Annotated in this window: 15 protein-coding genes; 3 read left to right on the forward strand and 12 right to left on the reverse strand. The window is 65.3% G+C overall.

The features are described from left to right. From OEX18_07930 to OEX18_07985, 12 genes are all read right to left on the reverse strand, one after another. Positions 1–454, reverse strand: a 454-nt coding sequence (locus OEX18_07930; protein MDH4337192.1) for an endolytic transglycosylase MltG, incomplete at its 3' end; no start/stop codon positions are given. A gap of 7 nt (positions 455–461) precedes the next feature. After that, positions 462–899, reverse strand: coding sequence for a Holliday junction resolvase RuvX (gene ruvX, locus OEX18_07935; GenBank protein ID MDH4337193.1), 438 nt, complete (start codon positions 897–899; stop codon positions 462–464). Beyond that, positions 896–3,139 (reverse strand): PP2C family protein-serine/threonine phosphatase, encoded by a 2,244-nt coding sequence (locus tag OEX18_07940; protein ID MDH4337194.1) that lies wholly within the window; start codon positions 3,137–3,139, stop codon positions 896–898. Before OEX18_07940 ends, ruvX begins: the two co-directional genes overlap by 4 nt. 102 nt (positions 3,140–3,241) lie before the next feature. Next, a complete protein-coding gene (locus OEX18_07945) occupies positions 3,242–3,679 on the reverse strand; it encodes an ATP-binding protein (GenBank protein MDH4337195.1) in 438 nt (145 codons plus the stop codon). A 33-nt stretch (positions 3,680–3,712) separates the two neighbouring features. After that, positions 3,713–4,060: an STAS domain-containing protein gene (locus OEX18_07950; protein ID MDH4337196.1), complete on the reverse strand. Its 348-nt coding sequence runs from the start codon at positions 4,058–4,060 to the stop codon at positions 3,713–3,715. A 1-nt stretch (position 4,061) separates the two neighbouring features. Continuing rightward, positions 4,062–5,060 carry an RluA family pseudouridine synthase gene (locus OEX18_07955; GenBank protein ID MDH4337197.1) on the reverse strand — a complete coding sequence of 333 codons (999 nt, stop codon included), beginning with the start codon at positions 5,058–5,060 and terminating at the stop codon, positions 4,062–4,064. A 12-nt stretch (positions 5,061–5,072) separates the two neighbouring features. After that, a complete protein-coding gene (lspA, locus tag OEX18_07960) occupies positions 5,073–5,579 on the reverse strand; it encodes a signal peptidase II (protein MDH4337198.1) in 507 nt (168 codons plus the stop codon). Between the two features lies 1 nt (position 5,580). Further along, positions 5,581–5,955 (reverse strand): TraR/DksA family transcriptional regulator, encoded by a 375-nt coding sequence (locus OEX18_07965; protein MDH4337199.1) that lies wholly within the window; start codon positions 5,953–5,955, stop codon positions 5,581–5,583. A gap of 86 nt (positions 5,956–6,041) precedes the next feature. Then, the gene (gene ileS, locus OEX18_07970) at positions 6,042–9,194 is read right to left on the reverse strand and encodes an isoleucine--tRNA ligase (protein MDH4337200.1); all 3,153 of its coding nucleotides are present in this window, start codon (positions 9,192–9,194) and stop codon (positions 6,042–6,044) included. Between the two features lie 26 nt (positions 9,195–9,220). Then, complete coding sequence (locus OEX18_07975) at positions 9,221–10,042, reverse strand: purine-nucleoside phosphorylase (GenBank protein MDH4337201.1); 822 nt, start codon at positions 10,040–10,042, stop codon at positions 9,221–9,223. A gap of 166 nt (positions 10,043–10,208) precedes the next feature. After that, positions 10,209–11,117 carry a DivIVA domain-containing protein gene (locus OEX18_07980; GenBank protein ID MDH4337202.1) on the reverse strand — a complete coding sequence of 303 codons (909 nt, stop codon included), beginning with the start codon at positions 11,115–11,117 and terminating at the stop codon, positions 10,209–10,211. Positions 11,118–11,337: 220 nt separating this feature from the next. Further along, positions 11,338–12,045 (reverse strand): YggS family pyridoxal phosphate-dependent enzyme, encoded by a 708-nt coding sequence (locus tag OEX18_07985; GenBank protein ID MDH4337203.1) that lies wholly within the window; start codon positions 12,043–12,045, stop codon positions 11,338–11,340. Positions 12,046–12,433: 388 nt separating this feature from the next. Between OEX18_07985 and OEX18_07990 the strand changes: the two genes are divergently transcribed. The 3 genes from OEX18_07990 to OEX18_08000 all read left to right on the forward strand — a co-directional run bounded on the left by OEX18_07990 (position 12,434) and on the right by OEX18_08000 (position 16,802). After that, complete coding sequence (locus OEX18_07990) at positions 12,434–15,202, forward strand: ribonucleoside-diphosphate reductase subunit alpha (protein MDH4337204.1); 2,769 nt, start codon at positions 12,434–12,436, stop codon at positions 15,200–15,202. A 20-nt stretch (positions 15,203–15,222) separates the two neighbouring features. Beyond that, positions 15,223–16,242 carry a ribonucleotide-diphosphate reductase subunit beta gene (locus OEX18_07995; GenBank protein MDH4337205.1) on the forward strand — a complete coding sequence of 340 codons (1,020 nt, stop codon included), beginning with the start codon at positions 15,223–15,225 and terminating at the stop codon, positions 16,240–16,242. Between the two features lie 95 nt (positions 16,243–16,337). Next, the gene (locus tag OEX18_08000) at positions 16,338–16,802 is read left to right on the forward strand and encodes a YihY/virulence factor BrkB family protein (protein MDH4337206.1); all 465 of its coding nucleotides are present in this window, start codon (positions 16,338–16,340) and stop codon (positions 16,800–16,802) included. The last annotated feature ends 3 nt before the right edge of the window (positions 16,803–16,805 follow it).

Genomic DNA, 16,805 nt, shown 5'->3' on the forward strand with positions numbered 1-16,805 from the left:
CCCGAAGCGCGGCCAGGAGTTCCGGATTCCGGATCTCCGCGGCCATCGCCAGCGAATCCACACCCGCCGGCCCGAACGCCCGGGCGATCTGCCAGCGGTTGAACCCCTCGGGAACCGTGACCCGCATGGAAAGCACGTCGCCGCGCACCAGCGCGCGCAGGACATCCACCGGCGGGGTCCCGGGAATGAATTCATAGGTACCGCGCCGGATGTCGCGATCGTGGCCCAGCACGCGCGCGAAGAACGTGAACGTCCAACCGCGCCGCACCAGGCCGTTCGCCTGCAGTTCGGCCAGCACCGTGCCGAAGCCGTCGCCCTCGGCCACGATGATGCGCACGGGATCTCCGCCGCGGGCGGTACGCCGGGTCACGTCCGACACCACGAAGACGATGAACACCGCCCCGGCGATCGCCAGTGCGATGAGTACCTTGAACACGGTCTGCATATGTTTCATCGTTTCCTCATGGTCGCACGTCCCGGTGACGGTGCGCATCCAGGTATCCCTGCAGGATCAGCACCGCCGCCACCCGGTCCACCGCCCCCTTCTCAGCGCGCTCCCCGCGCAGGGTGCGTTCCGCCTCCACGCTCGACAGGCGCTCGTCCCACAGGTCGACGGGAACGTCAAAGGTCTTGCGCAGCGCGCCGGCCAGTTCGGTGGCGAGCCGCGAAGAATCCGTTTCCCGCCCGCTGAGCGCCAACGGGTAGCCCACCACGATGCGCTCGACGTCGTACTCGACCAGCAGCGCGCGCACGCGGTCCAGCAGGTCGCCGTCCCGGCGACGGTCGAACGTCTCCAGGCCCTGCGCGGTAATGCCAAGCGGATCGCTCACCGCCAGCCCGACACGCCGCTCGCCCGGGTCCAGGCCCAGGATGCGCCGTTCTCCGGCGGCCCGCGTCACGGGTTCCTCTTCAGGACCACGACGGTGAGGTCGTCCTGGTTCTCGCCGTCGCCGAAGGCACGCACGTCCTCGATCACGCGCCGGCACACGTCGCGCGCACTCATGTCACCGTTGCGTTCCAGCACCGAGCGCAACCGGGGCGCGCCGTAGTAATCGCCGTTACGCGCCTCGGAATCCGTGACGCCATCCGTGTACACCACCAGTGAACCACCCGCGGGCACGTGACAGTCGCATTCGAGATAGTCGAACTCCTCCAGACACCCCAGCACCATGCCGCTCTCCTCGATCATGCGGGCGCCGGCGCCGGTGACGAGGAAGGGAAACTCGTGCCCCGCGTTGCTGAAGCGCACCGCACCGCTCTCCATGTCCAGAACCGCGTAGAACACGGTGGCGAACTCCGCGGCACTGGTGTTGCGGTACAGCAGCCGGTTCAGACGCGCCATCATGTCGCGCGGTTGCGTCTGCGCATCGGTGTTGGTTCTCACCGTGGCCTGCAGCGTGGCGGTCAGGATCGACGCCGGGATACCCTTGCCGGAAACGTCGGCCACCACTACCACGAGCCAGCGCCCGTCGACGAGCACAAAGTCGTAATAATCACCGCCCACCTGCCGGCTGGGAACGGTGACACCGAACAGGTCGAACCCCGGCAGCGATGGCGGCGCGCTGGGCAGCATCTGCATCTGGATCTTGCGCGCGATCTTCAACTCCTCTTCGAACACCTTGCGTTCCACGCTCTCGGCCAGCAGCCGGATGTTCTGGAAGGCGGCGCCGATCTGTGTGGACAGCAGCGCCAGGTGGCCGAGTTCCTCGGCGCCGTAGGTCAGGCCGTAGACCTTCTCCGCCAGGGTCACGTAGGCCACGCAGGTGCGGCCCTGGATGATGGGTACGAACACGTCGATACCGGCCGGCAGCAGATCGGGCCTGAGCGTGGGCGGCGCGTCGCCATCCTCGCGCCGCTTGCGCGGGCGGCGACGCCACGGCCGGCGGCGTGGCTCCGCGGGTGCGAGAAGGTCGCGGCGCCGCACCGGCTCTCCGATCTTGAGCAGCGCCGCCGCCACCGGGTCGCTGCCGTTGGAAACCAGCACCAGCCGCGCGTCGGACGCGTCGAGCACCTCGCGCAGCCCCCGGGTGACGGTAAGATCGAGGTCTTCGCGTGTCGTGGCCGCGGCCACCCCGTCGCCCACGCGCTTGAAACGCTGCGCCAATCCACCGCGCCCACGCGCCAGTGCGTGCTCGAGAACCGATTCCGCGCGTTCGATGGCGGGTTGAAACGCAATAACCACCAGCATCACGAAGCCGGCTTCGAAAGCTTCACGGCCACCCGCGCTGTACTGGCCGAAGAATATGGCGATAGGGCGCACCAGCAGCAGGTAGATGCCCGCGAAGAGCGCGGCCACCACGCCGTACAGCAGCGAGCGCTCCAGCACGTTGCGTACGCCGAGAAACTGGTGACGAATGACCGCGTAGGCGATCGCCCCGCCGCTGGCCACCAGGGACAGGTTTAGCAGCGCGAGACCGGTGTTGTCCGGGATCGCGGGGATGCGGGCCAGCAGCGCCACCTTGGCGAAGGTATAGAAGATAACGCTGGCCAGCACACCCAGCGCCACCACGCGCAACTGGCGCGACAGGCGCGCGTTCACCGGCCCGTTCTGGCTGCGGTTGAGAATCTCGAGCGCGACCAGCGAGTAGACGATGTTGACGACGGCAAACAGGTTGCGGTGCACGCGCTCCAGCATGCGCACCAGCGCGCCCAGCACGGCGTCGAATCCCGTCAGCGTGAGTTCGCGCGGCCCCACGCCGAACTCGCCCTCGGTGGCGATGCTGTCGGGCATGCGGGAGAGTTGATCGAGCATGCGGTCGCCGAACATCATGGCGGCGAGGTGGAAGATGTAGGGCAGAAAAATGACCAGTCCCAGGGCCGGGTAGCGGTTCAGAACGCGGTTCTCGGTGGGAAAACTGAGCGCGAAGAGCAGCAGGGACGGAAAGTAGAACTCCCACAGGTACTCGAAGTTGACCACCATGCTGGTATAGAGCACAGCCCCGTCGCGCAACGAACGCTCCAGGATGATGCCGGACGCGGAGAGCAGCGGTCCCACGCTGGCGAAGAACAGCATCAACGCGGCGGCGCGGGTGGGGGCGCTGTTGCGGCCCACGCGCAGCAGGGTGAGGGCGAGCAGGAAGCCGGATACCCCGACGACGAGGTAGACCAGCGATATGACGACGGTAAAGGGACCGGTCATTGGAAGCCGCTCCGGGGACGGCCGCTACGCACGGCTGCGGTTTCCCCTTCTACGTATGTCCGCCGCGCACGGTTCCGGTGGGTATCGCGGCTTGAGGCGGGATCATTCCTCCGGCCCGTCGTCTCCGCGATTCTTGGCGAGTTCGACGTACAGACCGCCGTCGGCGTAACGGAACGAAAGCCTGTCGGTGAAGGCCTTCATGATCATCAGACCCCGGCCGCGCTCGCTCATCGGGTCCGGCGGCGAGTCTTCGTCAAGGGCCTTCTGGAAATTGAAGCCGCTGCCCTCATCCTTGACGCTGGCAGCAAAAGACTGCCCGTTGAAGCACAACGTCACGACCACCCGCTTGTTCGGATCGAACCGGTTCCCGTGCTCAATGGCATTGCTGCACGCCTCGATCAACGCGGTACTGACGTCATTGATCGCATCCAGGGAGAACGAGAACTCCCGTGCCAGGTCCTGGATGGCAGCATCCACCGCGCCGAGGTACTTGAGGTCGCTCGGGATGTTCAGGATCATTTGCTCGACGTTGCCGCCCATACGCCGCTTCCGCTGTCGCCGTTGATCGAGACGCTAGCTGGCGGGCGTGAAAGCTTTCAACGCATCCTCTTCCGCCTCGAAGGACTTGAAGAGGAGATTGAGCTTGGTGACGTAGAGGATACTCTCGATGCGATCCGACGCGTGCATGACGACCAGGTCGCCGCCCGCGCGCCGAACCGACGTGTAGCCGCTGATGAGGATGCCGAGACCGGTGGAGTTGATCCACGAGACCTTCTCCAGGTTCACGACCACGTTCTTCTTGCCCTGGTCGATGAGGGACTTGAACACGTCGCGGAAAACTTCCGCATCCGGGCCGCCGGTCAGCTTCCCGTTCAGGTCAAGAATAACCGCGTTCCCAACTTCTCTCTGCGTGATCTTCAAGCTAGACCTCCTTCGCCCGGTCTTCCCGGTACAGGGTTTCCAGGGCGAGTCGCATGTCGGCGGGCAGCGCCGTCGTGAATGTCATCCGCCGCGCGGTTTCCGGGTGCGTGAACGACAACACCGACGCGTGCAGCGCGTGTCGTCGCATGATCTTGAGCAGGCGTTCGATCGTCTCCCGCGAGCGCGCACGTCCCGTTCTGATCCTCTGCCTCCGGCCACCGTAAACGGAGTCCCCCAGGAGCGGGTTGTCGATATGAGCAAGGTGGACGCGAATCTGATGCGTCCGTCCCGTCCGGGTGGTCGCGCGAATATAGTCGAAATGGTAGTAGGTGTCCACCACGATCACCTCGGTGGCCGCGGGGCGTCCCCCCGGCACGACCGCCATGCGCTGGCGGTGCACCCGGTGGCGCGCAACCGGCTCGTCGACGGTCACGCGCGGCGCGCGCAGGTTGCCGAAGACGATCGCGTGGTAGGTCTTGTCGAAGCGCCTCTCCTTGATCTCGGCGGTTAGCGCCCGGTAACTCGCGTCGGTCTTGGCCAGCACCATCACGCCGGAGGTATCCTTGTCCAGCCGGTGCACCACGCCCGGGCGGTCGCCACCCCCCAGTCCAGCCAGCGTGGTGCCGCGCCCCAGCAGCGCGTTCACCAGCGTCCCGTCCCAGTTGCCGTGCGCGGGGTGAACCACGAGTCCGGCGGGCTTGTTCACCACCACCAGCGACTCGTCCTCATACACCACCGCAATATCGATTGATTGCGGCGCGGGGACGGCGCGGGTCGCAGCGGGCTGCGCCACGGCGCCGGCTTCTATCTCGATGGTGTCACCCGCCGCCAGCAAATGGCTGTCCGGCCGCGCGCGTCCGTTGACACGCACGGCGCCCGCCGCATTGAGGGATTGGATCCGGGTCCGCGAGTAAGCGGGAAGCGTGGCGGCGCAGTAGCGGTCGAGGCGCTGCCCGGCGCCGCTTTCGGCGACGACAACTGTCAGACGTGCGTCGCCCATGGCCGTGCCCTGCTAACGCTCCGGCGCGCGCTGGTCGCGCGGGGCAACCAGGGCGCCGTCGGTGGCGGGCGCGTCGACATGCGTTTCCTTCGTGCGCAGCGCAACCAGCACCAGCAGCGCCGCGCCGATCGTCACCGCCATGTCCGCAACGTTGAACACGGGCCAGTAGTGACCGGTGAAACCGATCTGGATGAAGTCGATGACCTCTCCGTGCAGGACGCGATCGACGAGGTTGCCGATGGCCCCGCCGAGGACAAGGCCCAGGCACAGGCGGCGGAACTTCTCTGCGCGCGGCAGACGAAACGCCACCAGCGAGATCAACACCAGCGCCACCACGCTGGCGACGATGAAGAACAGGCGGCCACCCTGGAAGATACCGAACGCCGCGCCCGCGTTCTTGACGAGCGTGATGTTCAGAAAGCCGGCAACGATCTCGTAGTTCTGTCCGTTTCGCCAGATGAGCTGTTTGGTGAGCTGGTCGATGACGACGACAAGTGCGGCGGGAACAAGAAACCGCACGCTAGCTCCTCTGCATCTTTTCAGCGCGGGACTGGCACTTGATGCACAGCCGCGCGGCGAGAAACGCCTCGAGACGCCGCGGCGGAATCTTCTCGCTGCACTCCTCGCACACACCGTAGGTGCCCTTGTCGATGCGGCGCAGGGCAGCCTCGAGTGCGATCACGTAGTCGGTGCCCTGGCTGGCGTGCAGGAACGCCTGCTCCTGTTCGATCACGTCGGAGCCTATGTCGGCCATGTGGTTGGAGTAGCTCTGGTTCCCGGACTGGCTCGCCGCCATACCCTGGATCTCCTCCTCGATCATGCCCAGCCGCTGGAGGACGCGCTGCCGTTCCGCTTCGACGAGTGTCCTGAAACGCTGCAGTTCTCTCTTGTTCATCCTGCACAACCTCTTGTATTAGAACACTTTACAGCAACAGCCACGCCACTGGAGCGACCGAAAGATAGTACCGCTCCCGGGGAGTGTCAACGACATTTCTGCACCCACAACGTGACGCGCTCGCCATCCAGATCCAGTTCCGTGCGGTGCTCCCAGTCCACCTCGCCGCGCGCGATGTCGTCGGCCAGCGTCTCGGCGGCGATCAGTTTGCCGGCGGCATCGAAGACGCGCGCGGTGGCCTCGCCGCCCTGGTAGCGCAGGCGGATGCGATCGGTCACCTCGAATCCCGAGTTCTTACGGAGATTCTGCAGGCGATTGACAACCTCGCGCGCCGCGCCCTCCAGGCGCAGCTCGTCGTCGAGGGTGAGATTCACGATCACGGTGATACCGCGTTCCTCGGCGGCGCCATACCCCTCGGCCGCGGCCACCTGCACGCCGGCGTCTTCGCGGGTGATGGCAACCGCCTCACCGTCTACTTCGAGCGTGAGCGCGCCGGTCTTCATGAAGGCGGCCAGTTTCTCCTGGGGCGCGGACTTGATGGCCGCGGCGATGCGCGGCACGCGCTTGCCGTACTTCCTGCCCAGCACCGGGAACGCGGGCGTGGCGGAGAGACGGACCAGGTCGCCCAGTTTGTCCACCCTTCGCACCGCGCGCACGTTCAACTCGTCGAGCACCAGGCCGGAGATCTCGCTGTCATCGATGAAACGATCCAGCGACGCGCCGTCATTGGAATGAACCAGTATCTCGGAGAGCGGCTGGCGCACGCGGACACCCGCGTCGTTGCGCACCGTGCGCCCCAGCGACACCACCGCGAGCGCAACGGCCATCTTTGCCTCCAGCGCCTCGTCGATGGCGCCGGCGTCCGACACCGGGAACGACTCCAGGTGCACGCTGCTGCCGTCGCCGTCGGTCGCGGTGCGGCCGCGCAGCGCCAGGTGGATCTCGTCAGAGAGATAGGGGACGAAAGGTGCGAGCAGGCGCGCCATGCCATCCAGCACCGTGTACAGCGTGTTGTAGGCCGCCAGCTTGTCCGGGCCCATCTCGCCCTTCCAGAAGCGGCGGCGCGACCGGCGCACGTACCAGTTGGAGAGTTCGTCGAGGACGAAGCGCTCGATGGTACGCGCGGCGCGTGTGAGGTCATACTCGTCCAGCCCGCCGGCCACGCGCGACACGGTGGTGTTGTAGCGCGACAGGATCCAGCGGTCGAGCAGCGAAGGCTCCCCTGCTTCCTTGCCGTGGCGGTAACCGTCGATGGACGCGTACATGGCGAAGAAGGCGTATACGTTGCGCAGGTTCTCCAGCAGCTTGCGCGCGGTGTCCTTCACACCGTCGCGGTCGAAGCGGGTGGGCGTCCATGGCGGGCTGGTGGTGCAAAGGTACCAGCGCAGCGCATCGGCACCGTCGTCGTCGAGCACGTCCCCGGGGTCCACGGTGTTGCGCTTGCTCTTGGACATCTTCTGCCCGTGCTTGTCCAGGATGTGCCCGGTGGTCAGGCAGTTGCGGAACGGACTCTCGCCCCGAAGGAACACCGAGATCGCCAGCAGCGAGTAGAACCAGCCGCGCGACTGGTCGATGCCCTCGGAGATGTAGTCGGCGGGAAACTGCCGCGCGAACATGCCGCTTTCGTCCCACGGGTAGTGGTACTGCGCAAAGGGCATGGCCCCGGAGTCGAACCACACGTCGATGACGTCCTTCACGCGCCGCATCACGCCACCGCACGCGCACGCGAGTTCCACGTCGTCCACGAACGGCCGGTGCAGGTCCAGCGACGCCTCGTCGGCGGCCAGGTTGGTAGCGCGCTCGCGCAGTTCCTCGATGCTCCCCACCGCGTCGCGCTCGCCGCACGCGTCGCAGGTCCAGATGTTGAGCGGCGTCCCCCAGTAGCGTTCGCGCGACAGCGACCAGTCCACGTTGTTCTCGAGCCAGTTGCCGAAGCGGGACTCCCCCACGTCTTTCGGGATCCAGTTCACGCGGGCGTTGGCCTCGATCATCTTGTCCTTGTACGATGTGGTGCGGATGTACCACGACTGCCGCGCGTAGTACATCAGCGGGGTCGAGCAGCGCCAGCAGAACGGGTACGAGTGGGTGACGCGGGCGCTCTTGTACAGCTTGCCGTGTTGCTTGAGCCACTTGATGATGAGGGGATCGGCGTCCTTGATGAACTGGCCCGCCCAGTCGGTGACCGCGTCCTCGAAGGTGCCGTCGGTCCGCACACCCTGGATGAGAGGGATCCCGAACTCCTGGTGCATGCGGAAGTCGTCCGCGCCGAAGGCGGGTGCGATGTGCACGATGCCGGTGCCGTCCTCCAGGCTCACGAAGTCGCCCGCGATCACGCGGAAGGCACCCTCGGTGTCCTTGTAGTAGTCGAACAGCGGCTGGTAGGAGGCACCCACCAGGTCCGCACCCTTCACGCGATCGAGCACCTCGACCTCCCCGTCCAGCACACCGAGCAGCGCCTCGGCCAGCACCAGCACCTCACCGTTGTGCGACACGCGCGCGTAGGTCTCCTTCGCCGCCACCGCCAGCGCGGCGTTGCAGGTGAGCGTCCACGGGGTGGTGGTCCACGCCAGGAAGAACTCGTCGGCGCCGCTGCGCTTGAATTTGATGTACACGCTGGGGTCGGTGACGTCCTTGTAGCCCTGGCTGACCTCGTGGCTGGAGAGCGAGGTCTGGCAGCGCGGGCAGAACGGGACGCTCTTGTACCCCTGGTAGATCAGCCCCTGCTTCCAGAACTCCTTGAGAATCCACCACACCGTCTCGATGTAGCGGTTGTCGTAGGTGACGTAGGGGTGGTCCATGTCCACCCAGAACGCGATGCGGCGCGTGAACGTCACCCAGTCCTTCTCGTACTTGAACACGCTCTCCCGGCACTTGCGGTTGAACTCGGCGATGCCGTACGCCTCGATCTGCTCCTTGCGGTCGAAGCCGAGTGAGCGCTCCACCTCGATCTCAACCGGCAGTCCGTGCGTGTCCCAGCCCGCCTTGCGCACCACCCGGTGCCCGCGCATGGTCTTGTAGCGGCACACGAGATCCTTGCACAGGCGTGCGATCACGTGGTGCACGCCGGGCCGGCCGTTGGCGGTGGGCGGGCCCTCGTAGAACACGTAGGGGTTGTCCGCGGGGCGCTCGTCGACGCTGCGCTGGAAGATGCCCTCGCGCTCCCAGTACGCGGACATCGCCTCTTCGGCGGCGGGCACGGCTTGCGACGAGGCCAGCCTAGGGAAACGGGTATCGCTCATGCGTTCCTGACCGGGTGCGACGCGCGTCACGCCCGCTTGAGGTATTCGACGACCAGGCGCCGCAACTTCGGTTCGGCGGCGTTGGCGGTGGCGATGATGCGCTTTAAATCCGCCGGTTCGAGCGCGTCCGGTTTGCACAGGTCGGTGACCACGCAGATGCCCAGCACCTTCATGCCCGCGTGCACGGCCACCAGGTTCTCCGGCACCAGCGACATTCCCACCACATCCGCGCCCATGCGACGCAGGAAGCGGTACTCGGCCGCCGTCTCCAGGTTGGGCCCGGCCACGGCCACCAGCACGCCACGGCGCAACGGGGTGCCGGTTTCCAGTGCGACGGCTTCCATGCGGGCGCGCAGCTCGCGCGAGTACGGCTGCGACATGTCGGGGAAACGTTCCCCCAGCCGGTCGTCGTTCCAGCCGATCAACGGGTTGTCGCCCATCAGATTGATGTGGTCGGTCACGGCCACGAGGTCGCCGAGATCGAGGTGCGGGTTCATGCCGCCCACCGCGTTGAACACCAGCAGGTCCTCCACCCCGAGCGCGCGCATCACCCGTATCGGGAACGTGATCTCCTGCATGGAATAGCCCTCATAATAATGAAGACGTCCCTGCATGGTGATGACCGGCTGGCCGCTCAGCGTGCCCATCACGAAGTTGCCCTTGTGGCCGATGGTGGTGGACTTGACGAAGTGGGGAATCTCTTCGTACGGAACCACGGTGTCGACCAGCATGGCGTCGGCGAGGTCACCGAGACCCGTGCCCAGCACGATGCCGGTGCGTGGCTTCAACCTGCTGCGTTTGGCAACCGCCGCGGCGGCGTCCTGGATTCGATCGTAGAGTCCGTGCATGCGTTGCTCCCCGGCCGCGCGCACCCGCGCCTGGCCGCGCCCTGGTTCCGGTCCGTTCTGTGAACGGCGCATTTTATCAGATGCCCATGACGGGGAAAACGCCGAAAACGGGCGCGGCCCGCGGGATTCCCCGCGGGCCGCACCTGCGTCAACGAGATGGAGGTTGCTACGACGCGTTGGGACCGTCGGGGGGACGCGGCGCGGACGCCAGCCGCTGCAGGTCGCGCCGGATCTGCTCGATATTCAATTCCGATTCGGACGGCTCCGCATGGACAATGGGCTCGGGAGAGCGCGGCGGAATGGATGCGGCCCGGTGCTCCGGCGTGAAACCGGACTCGGTCTCCAGTGGTTCCGGCGCGATGGTATCGCGCTGGCTCTGCGAGAGGCGCTCGAGGATGTCCCCGATGCCGGCAATCTGCTCGTCGTCCGAAGCCTCCGGCTGCGGCCGTGTCTCTGCTCTGGGCCGCGGGGCCGGTGCGGGCCGCTCGGCCGGTGCCGGACGGGGCGCGGGCGCCGCCTGCGCCGCGCGCGGTTTCTCAAAGAGCGTCTTGGGCCGCGGCGCGGGCGCCGCGGGGCGTGCCGACGAACGCTGCGGCTCTTCCGGCAGGGCCTCGTCCTCGGCCCGGAAATCGTTCTCCGCCGACTCGATGAACTTGACGTGCGACTCGGCCACCACCTTCATCTTGGCCAGGTAGCCGTCGCGCTGCGAGCGCAGACGCTGCACTTCCTGGCGCAGCCGCGCGGCTTCGCCGGTGATGTTGCGCAGGGCGCGCTCCGCCTCGAGCTGCGCCTCCTTGACGATCAGACTCGCCTCGCGGCGCGCGTTGTCCTTGGACTCCACCGTGACGCGTTCGGCGGTGAGCAGCGTGTCCCGCAGCGTGCGCTCGATGGACTTGTACTCCTGCACCTTGTCGTCGAGCTCGAGCAGCCGCTCGCGCAGCGCCTTGTTGTCGTTGAGCACGGCCTCGTACTCGTCGGCGACGGTGGCGAGAAACGCATAGACCTCGTCCGAGTCGAGGCCACGCATGATCCTGCGGAATTCCTGTTTGCGAACATCCAGCGGCGTAATACGCATCGTCAATCCTCCTGCGAGGCCGGGTCCATTGGCGCTCGCGGGCTTCTGTGGCCCGGATTCCCCTGTGCAAGCCACGCGCCGGGAAGCACATCCGCCCGGCAATCCTGTCCGGGTCGGCAACCCGTTGTGCTACAACAAAGTACCCGTCGATCCGGCGCGGCGCAAGGCCGGTTTGAGCGGGCAGCATACAATGAGGGTCCGCCAGGTGGTAAGAAATTTCTCAGCCGACTGGTTCCGGCCGGTCCCCCGTGATCACCCGGCCCACCCGGATGATGGTGGCCCCCTCCTCGATGGCGGCCTCGAAATCGCCGCTCATCCCCATGCTCAGCTCGGGCAGCGCGAGACCCGTGGCGCGGCGGGTCTCCTCCGCCAGGGCGTGGAGTTGCCGAAAACAGCGCCGTGTGTCGTCGGGGCCGCCCGTCAGCGGACCGATGGTCATCAGCCCGCGGAAGTCGAGATGCGCGAGACCGGCGAGCGCTTCGCCGGCGGCCACCGTCTCACCAGGAGCGACCCCGTGCTTGCTCGCCTCGCCGGAGGTGTTCACCTCCAGCAGCACCGCCGCGCGCACCCCGCGCTCACCCGCGATGCGGTCCACGGTTTCAGCGATGCGCACACCGTCGATGGCCTGCAGCAGATGCACGCGCCCCACCACCTTTCCCGCCTTGTTGCGCTGCAGCGGTCCCACCAGGTGCCAGCGGCACGGCTCCCGGACCGCGTCCAGCTTCGTCAGCAGCTCCTGCACCCGGTTCTCACCGATGTCACCGATTCCCGCACGCGCGATCGCCTCCACCATGTCGGGTCCAAAGGTCTTGGTGACGGCGACGATGGTCACCGCCTCCGCGGGCCGTCCGGCCCGGCTTGCGGCGGCGGCGACGCGCTCGCGGACGCGCGCCACGTTGGCCGCAATGTGGGTGTGTGCGCTGTTCATTGGACTGTCAATCTAGACCCGTCCGGCGGCGATTGACCACCGCAATCCCGCGCCGCGCGGTGTTGAAAACCATCCACCGTCTATCCACCGCCAATCCACATTGCAGGCCCGCGGCCATTTGCTTATCTTATATATTAATAAGGAGATACAGCATTACTTGATAATGATTTCACAACACGGAGAAAGGCTTGACGGCCCTGTGGCCGGTCCGTACTATGGCCGAACCTCAATCGGTAGGGGTGGTGGGATCGACGCCCCCAACATGTTGGGTCAATGACCACAACAGGTTACGTCGGTCGGCCGCCGGGCCTCCCAGGCCGCCGCTCCTCGGTTGACCCTTAAATAACTACTGGTAAACGAGTTACGGCAAAGCACCGGCAGGAGAGCCATGGAGATCACGAAGGTCAAGAAGCGCAACGGTTCCGTCGTCGACTTCGATCGAATCCGCATCGAGCGCGCGATCGAGAAGGCGTGCACCGCCACCGACGTCGCGGTCTCGTCGGAGTTCTACTCGCTGGTGACGGACGATGTCACCGCGGTCATCGAAGAGAAGTTCGAAGAGCGCATCCCGGGCGTGGAGGACATCCAGGACGTCGTCGAGATGATGCTCGCCGAGCGCGGTCTGTTCGAGGTCGCCAAGGCGTACATCCTCTACCGCAAGGAGCGCGAGGACTTCCGCCGCCACAAGCAGGACGAGCTGCTGGAGAAGATCGACCGCCGTGAGATCAAGGTGGTCAAGCGCAGCGGCGACGTGGTGGAGTTCAACATCGGCGAGATCGAGCGCGCCATCACCAACTGCTGCGAAGGTCTCGACGGAACCATCGACATCATCGGCATCCTGCGCGACACCAAGCTGGGCCTCTACGACGGCATCCAGACGTCGCAGATCAACCAGGCCGTCATCATGGCCATCCGCGCGCGCATCGAGCGCGATCCGGTGTACTCGACGCTGGCCGCGCGCTTCCTGTTCAACGACCTGTACAAGGCCGTGCTAGCTGTCGACGAGTTCTCGGACACCTTCGCCGACGCGCACCGCAGCGGCTTCATGCAGCGCATCAAGCAGGGCGTGGATGCGGGCCGGCTGGATCCGCGCCTGCTGGAGTTCGACCTGGCCCGCCTGGGCGGCGAGCTGCGCCCGGAGCGCGACCGCCTGTTCACCTACCTGGGCGCGCAGGTGCTGTACGACCGCTACTTCCTGAAGAACCTGCAACAGGAGATCATGGAAACGCCGCAGTACTTCTGGATGCGCATCGCGATGGGCCTCGCGCTCAACGAGGCCGCCGATCGCGAGGCGCATGCGCTGCGTTTCTATGACGTGATCTCGTCGCTGCACTACGTGCCGTCAACGCCAACGCTCTTCCACTCGGGCACCAATCACCCGCAGATGAGTTCGTGCTACCTAACCACGGTGAAGGACGACCTGTCGCACATCCTCAAGAGCATCGGCGACAACGCGCAGCTCTCCAAGTGGTCGGGCGGCCTGGGCAACGACTGGACCAGCATCCGCGGCACCGGCGCCATGATCAAGAGCACCAACGTGGGCAGCCAGGGCGTGGTACCGTTTCTCAAGATCGTCGACGCCACCACCGCGGCCATCAACCGCAGCGGCAAGCGCCGGGGTGCGACCTGCGTGTACCTGGAGACGTGGCACTACGACATCGAGGACTTCCTCGAGCTGCGCAAGAACACGGGCGACGAGCGCCGCCGCACGCACGACACCAACACCGCAAACTGGATCCCGGATCTGTTCATGAAGCGCGTGCTGGCCGATGGCCCGTGGACGCTGTTCTCGCCGGACGAGACCCCGGACCTGCACGACCTGTTCGGTCGCGCGTTCGAGGAGCGCTACGAAGAGTACGAGCGCATGGCCGACCGCGGTGAGATCCGTCTGTTCCGCCGCACGCGGGCCGTGGACCTGTGGCGCAAGATGATCACCATGCTCTACGAAACCGGGCACCCGTGGATCACCTTCAAGGATCCGTGCAACGTCCGCTCCCCCCAGGATCACGTGGGCGTGGTGCACAGCTCCAACCTGTGCACCGAGATCACGCTCAACACCTCGATGGACGAGACGGCGGTGTGCAACCTGGGTTCGATAAACCTCTCGTGCCACATCGACGACGGCAAGATCAACCACGAGCGTCTGCAGTACACCATCAAGATGGCGGTGCGGATGCTCGACAACGTCATCGATCTCAACTTCTACCCGACGCCGGAGTCGCGCCACGCCAACCTGCGCCACCGTCCCATCGGCCTGGGCGTGATGGGACTGCAGGACGCGTTGTATATGTCCAACCTGGCCTTCGGAAGCGAGGATGCGGTGCGCTTCTCGGATGAGATCCAGGAGTTCATCTCCTACCACGCCATTCTGGCGTCGTCGGAGCTCGCCGCCGAGAAGGGCCCCTACCCGACCTTCGCGGGCTCCAAGTGGGACCGCGGCATCTTCCCGGTCGACACCCTCGATCTGCTGGAGCAGGAACGCGGTCTGGCCACGGGTGTGGATCGCCGTTCACACCTGGATTGGAAACCGGTACGCGCGCACGTGAAGCAGCACGGAATGCGCAACTCCAACACCATGGCGATTGCGCCCACCGCGACCATCGCCAACATCGCCGGCTGTGTTCCGTCCATTGAGCCGATCTACAAGAACATGTACGTGAAGTCGAACTTCAGCGGCGAATTCACCATCATCAACAAGTTCCTGGTCATCGACCTCAAAGAGGCCGGGCTGTGGGACGAGGACATGATGGAGAAGATCAAGTACTACGACGGCAGCGTGCAGCGCATCGACTCCATTCCGGAGGAAATGCGCGCGCGTTACCAGGAAGTCTTTGAGATCGATTCCGACTGGATTGTCCAGCACGCGTCCCATCGCGGCAAGTGGATCGACCAGAGTCAGTCGGTCAACATCTTCACCACCACCAAGTCCGGCAAGCAGATTTCCGACATCTACATGGCGGCATGGAGAATGGGACTGAAGACGACCTACTACCTGCGAACGCTGGGTGCGTCGTCCATCGAGAAGTCGACGCTCGATTCGAAGAACAAGAAGTTCGCGACCGGCGCCGCCCACGTGGCGGAGACGGAAACGGTGCCCGCGTCGCAGGTGAAGAGTGCGTGCTCGATCATGGACCCGTCGTGTGAGGCGTGCCAGTAAGGAACGAAAGGTAAAGCACCATGGAAACCAGGACCCCGAACGAGAAAAGAATCCTCAACTGTTCGTCGACGGATCCCAACAAAATCCTCCCCATGAAGTACCAGTGGGCGCGCAAGCACTACAAGGACGGCGTGGCCAACAACTGGACACCCGAAGAAGTGAACATGCAGAAGGACGTTGAGATGTGGCGCAGCCCGGACGCCCTCACCGACGATGAGCGCCGTCTGGTCCTGTGGAACATGGGATTCTTCTCGACGGCGGAAAGCCTCACCGCCAACAACATCGTGCTGAACGTGTACAAGCACGTCACCAATCCCGAGTGTCGCCAGTATCTGCTGCGCCAGGCATACGAAGAGGCCATCCACACCGACACTTTCATCTACTGCTGCGACACACTCGGCCTGGACCCGGACGAGGTGTACAACATGTACCTCACCATCCCGAGCATCAAGCAGAAGGACGACTTCGTCATCGACATCACCAAGTCGATCCTCGATCCGGCCTTCACCACCGAGGGCCGCGAGAACACACAGCGTTTCGTGCACGACCTGGTGGGCTACTACGTCATCATGGAGGGCATCTTCTTCTACGCCGGCTTCGTGATGATGCTCTCCTTCCTGCGCCAGAACAAGATGGTGGGTGTGGGCGAGCAGTTTCAGTTCATCCTGCGCGACGAATCCGTGCACCTGGCCTTCGGAACCGACCTCATCAACACGGTGGTCATGGAAAATCCGGAGATCTGGACGGATGCTTTCAAGGCCGGCCTGGTGGAGAACATCAAACGCTCGGTGGATCTCGAGATTGCCTACGCCAACGACTGCCTCCCCCGCGGCATCCTGGGGCTGAACGCGGAGGCCATCGGTCAGTACGTGCGCCACATCGCCGACCGCCGCCTGGAGCGCATCAACCTGCCCAAACAGTACAACGTGGCCAACCCGTTCCCGTGGATGAGCGAAGTCATCGATCTCAAGAAGGAGAAGAACTTCTTCGAAACCCGGGTGACGGAGTACCAGAGCGGCGTGCTCAGCTGGGAGGAATAGGCCCCCCGCGGCAACCGGGAGCCGGAAGGCGCCCCGCCGGACCGCCGGTGGGGCGTTTTCGTTGCGCGCCGAACTTCTCGTTGCTACCGCGCCGCTTGCGCGATACTCTTGAACCGGTTCGGCACCCCCGAGGTATCACGCTGCTCCAGGTACTCATCACCACCGGCCGGGTCATCCACGAGATCCGGGTTCTGTTCGGCCAGCGGCTCGTTCCGCTCATGGCCGCCGGGCTCGCTTTCCATCTGCTGCTCGGCCTGATCCCGTTCCTGTTCATCACCACCGCGGCCGCCGGTTTCTTCTTCCAGAACCAGCCCATCACCGAGAGCAATCTCTACGACACCCTGCTCGGCCTGCTGCCGCCCGGCGCGGGCGAGGCGGTGCTGGGGAACATCACCTCGCTGGTGCAGAGCTGGGAGGGCTTCGGCGTGCTGGGCCTGGTGTCGCTGTTCTTCGTGGCGGCGGGTCTGTTCGAGTCGCTGGAGTGGAGCATCAACGGTGCGATGGGCTCGCGGCGCAAGGTCGGCTTCCGCATCGCCGCCTGCTCACCCTGGCCTACGTGATGG

Source organism: Candidatus Krumholzibacteriia bacterium (assembly GCA_029865265.1).
In the GTDB taxonomy this organism is placed as follows: Bacteria; Krumholzibacteriota; Krumholzibacteriia; order WVZY01; family JAKEHA01; genus JAKEHA01.

Excerpts from the sequence above, each read along its gene's own strand:
- OEX18_07975 (MDH4337201.1), bottom strand. The coding sequence starts at position 10,042 with ATGCACGGACTCTACGATCGAATCCAGGACGCCGCCGCGGCGGTTGCC.
- OEX18_07945 (MDH4337195.1), bottom strand. The coding sequence starts at position 3,679 with ATGGGCGGCAACGTCGAGCAAATGATCCTGAACATCCCGAGCGACCTC.
- OEX18_07940 (MDH4337194.1), bottom strand. The coding sequence starts at position 3,139 with ATGACCGGTCCCTTTACCGTCGTCATATCGCTGGTCTACCTCGTCGTC.
- OEX18_07985 (MDH4337203.1), bottom strand. The coding sequence starts at position 12,045 with ATGAACAGCGCACACACCCACATTGCGGCCAACGTGGCGCGCGTCCGC.
- OEX18_07990 (MDH4337204.1), top strand. The coding sequence starts at position 12,434 with ATGGAGATCACGAAGGTCAAGAAGCGCAACGGTTCCGTCGTCGACTTC.
- OEX18_07965 (MDH4337199.1), bottom strand. The coding sequence starts at position 5,955 with ATGAACAAGAGAGAACTGCAGCGTTTCAGGACACTCGTCGAAGCGGAA.
- OEX18_07980 (MDH4337202.1), bottom strand. The coding sequence starts at position 11,117 with ATGCGTATTACGCCGCTGGATGTTCGCAAACAGGAATTCCGCAGGATC.
- OEX18_07995 (MDH4337205.1), top strand. The coding sequence starts at position 15,223 with ATGGAAACCAGGACCCCGAACGAGAAAAGAATCCTCAACTGTTCGTCG.
- ileS (MDH4337200.1), bottom strand. The coding sequence starts at position 9,194 with ATGAGCGATACCCGTTTCCCTAGGCTGGCCTCGTCGCAAGCCGTGCCC.
- OEX18_07955 (MDH4337197.1), bottom strand. The coding sequence starts at position 5,060 with ATGGGCGACGCACGTCTGACAGTTGTCGTCGCCGAAAGCGGCGCCGGG.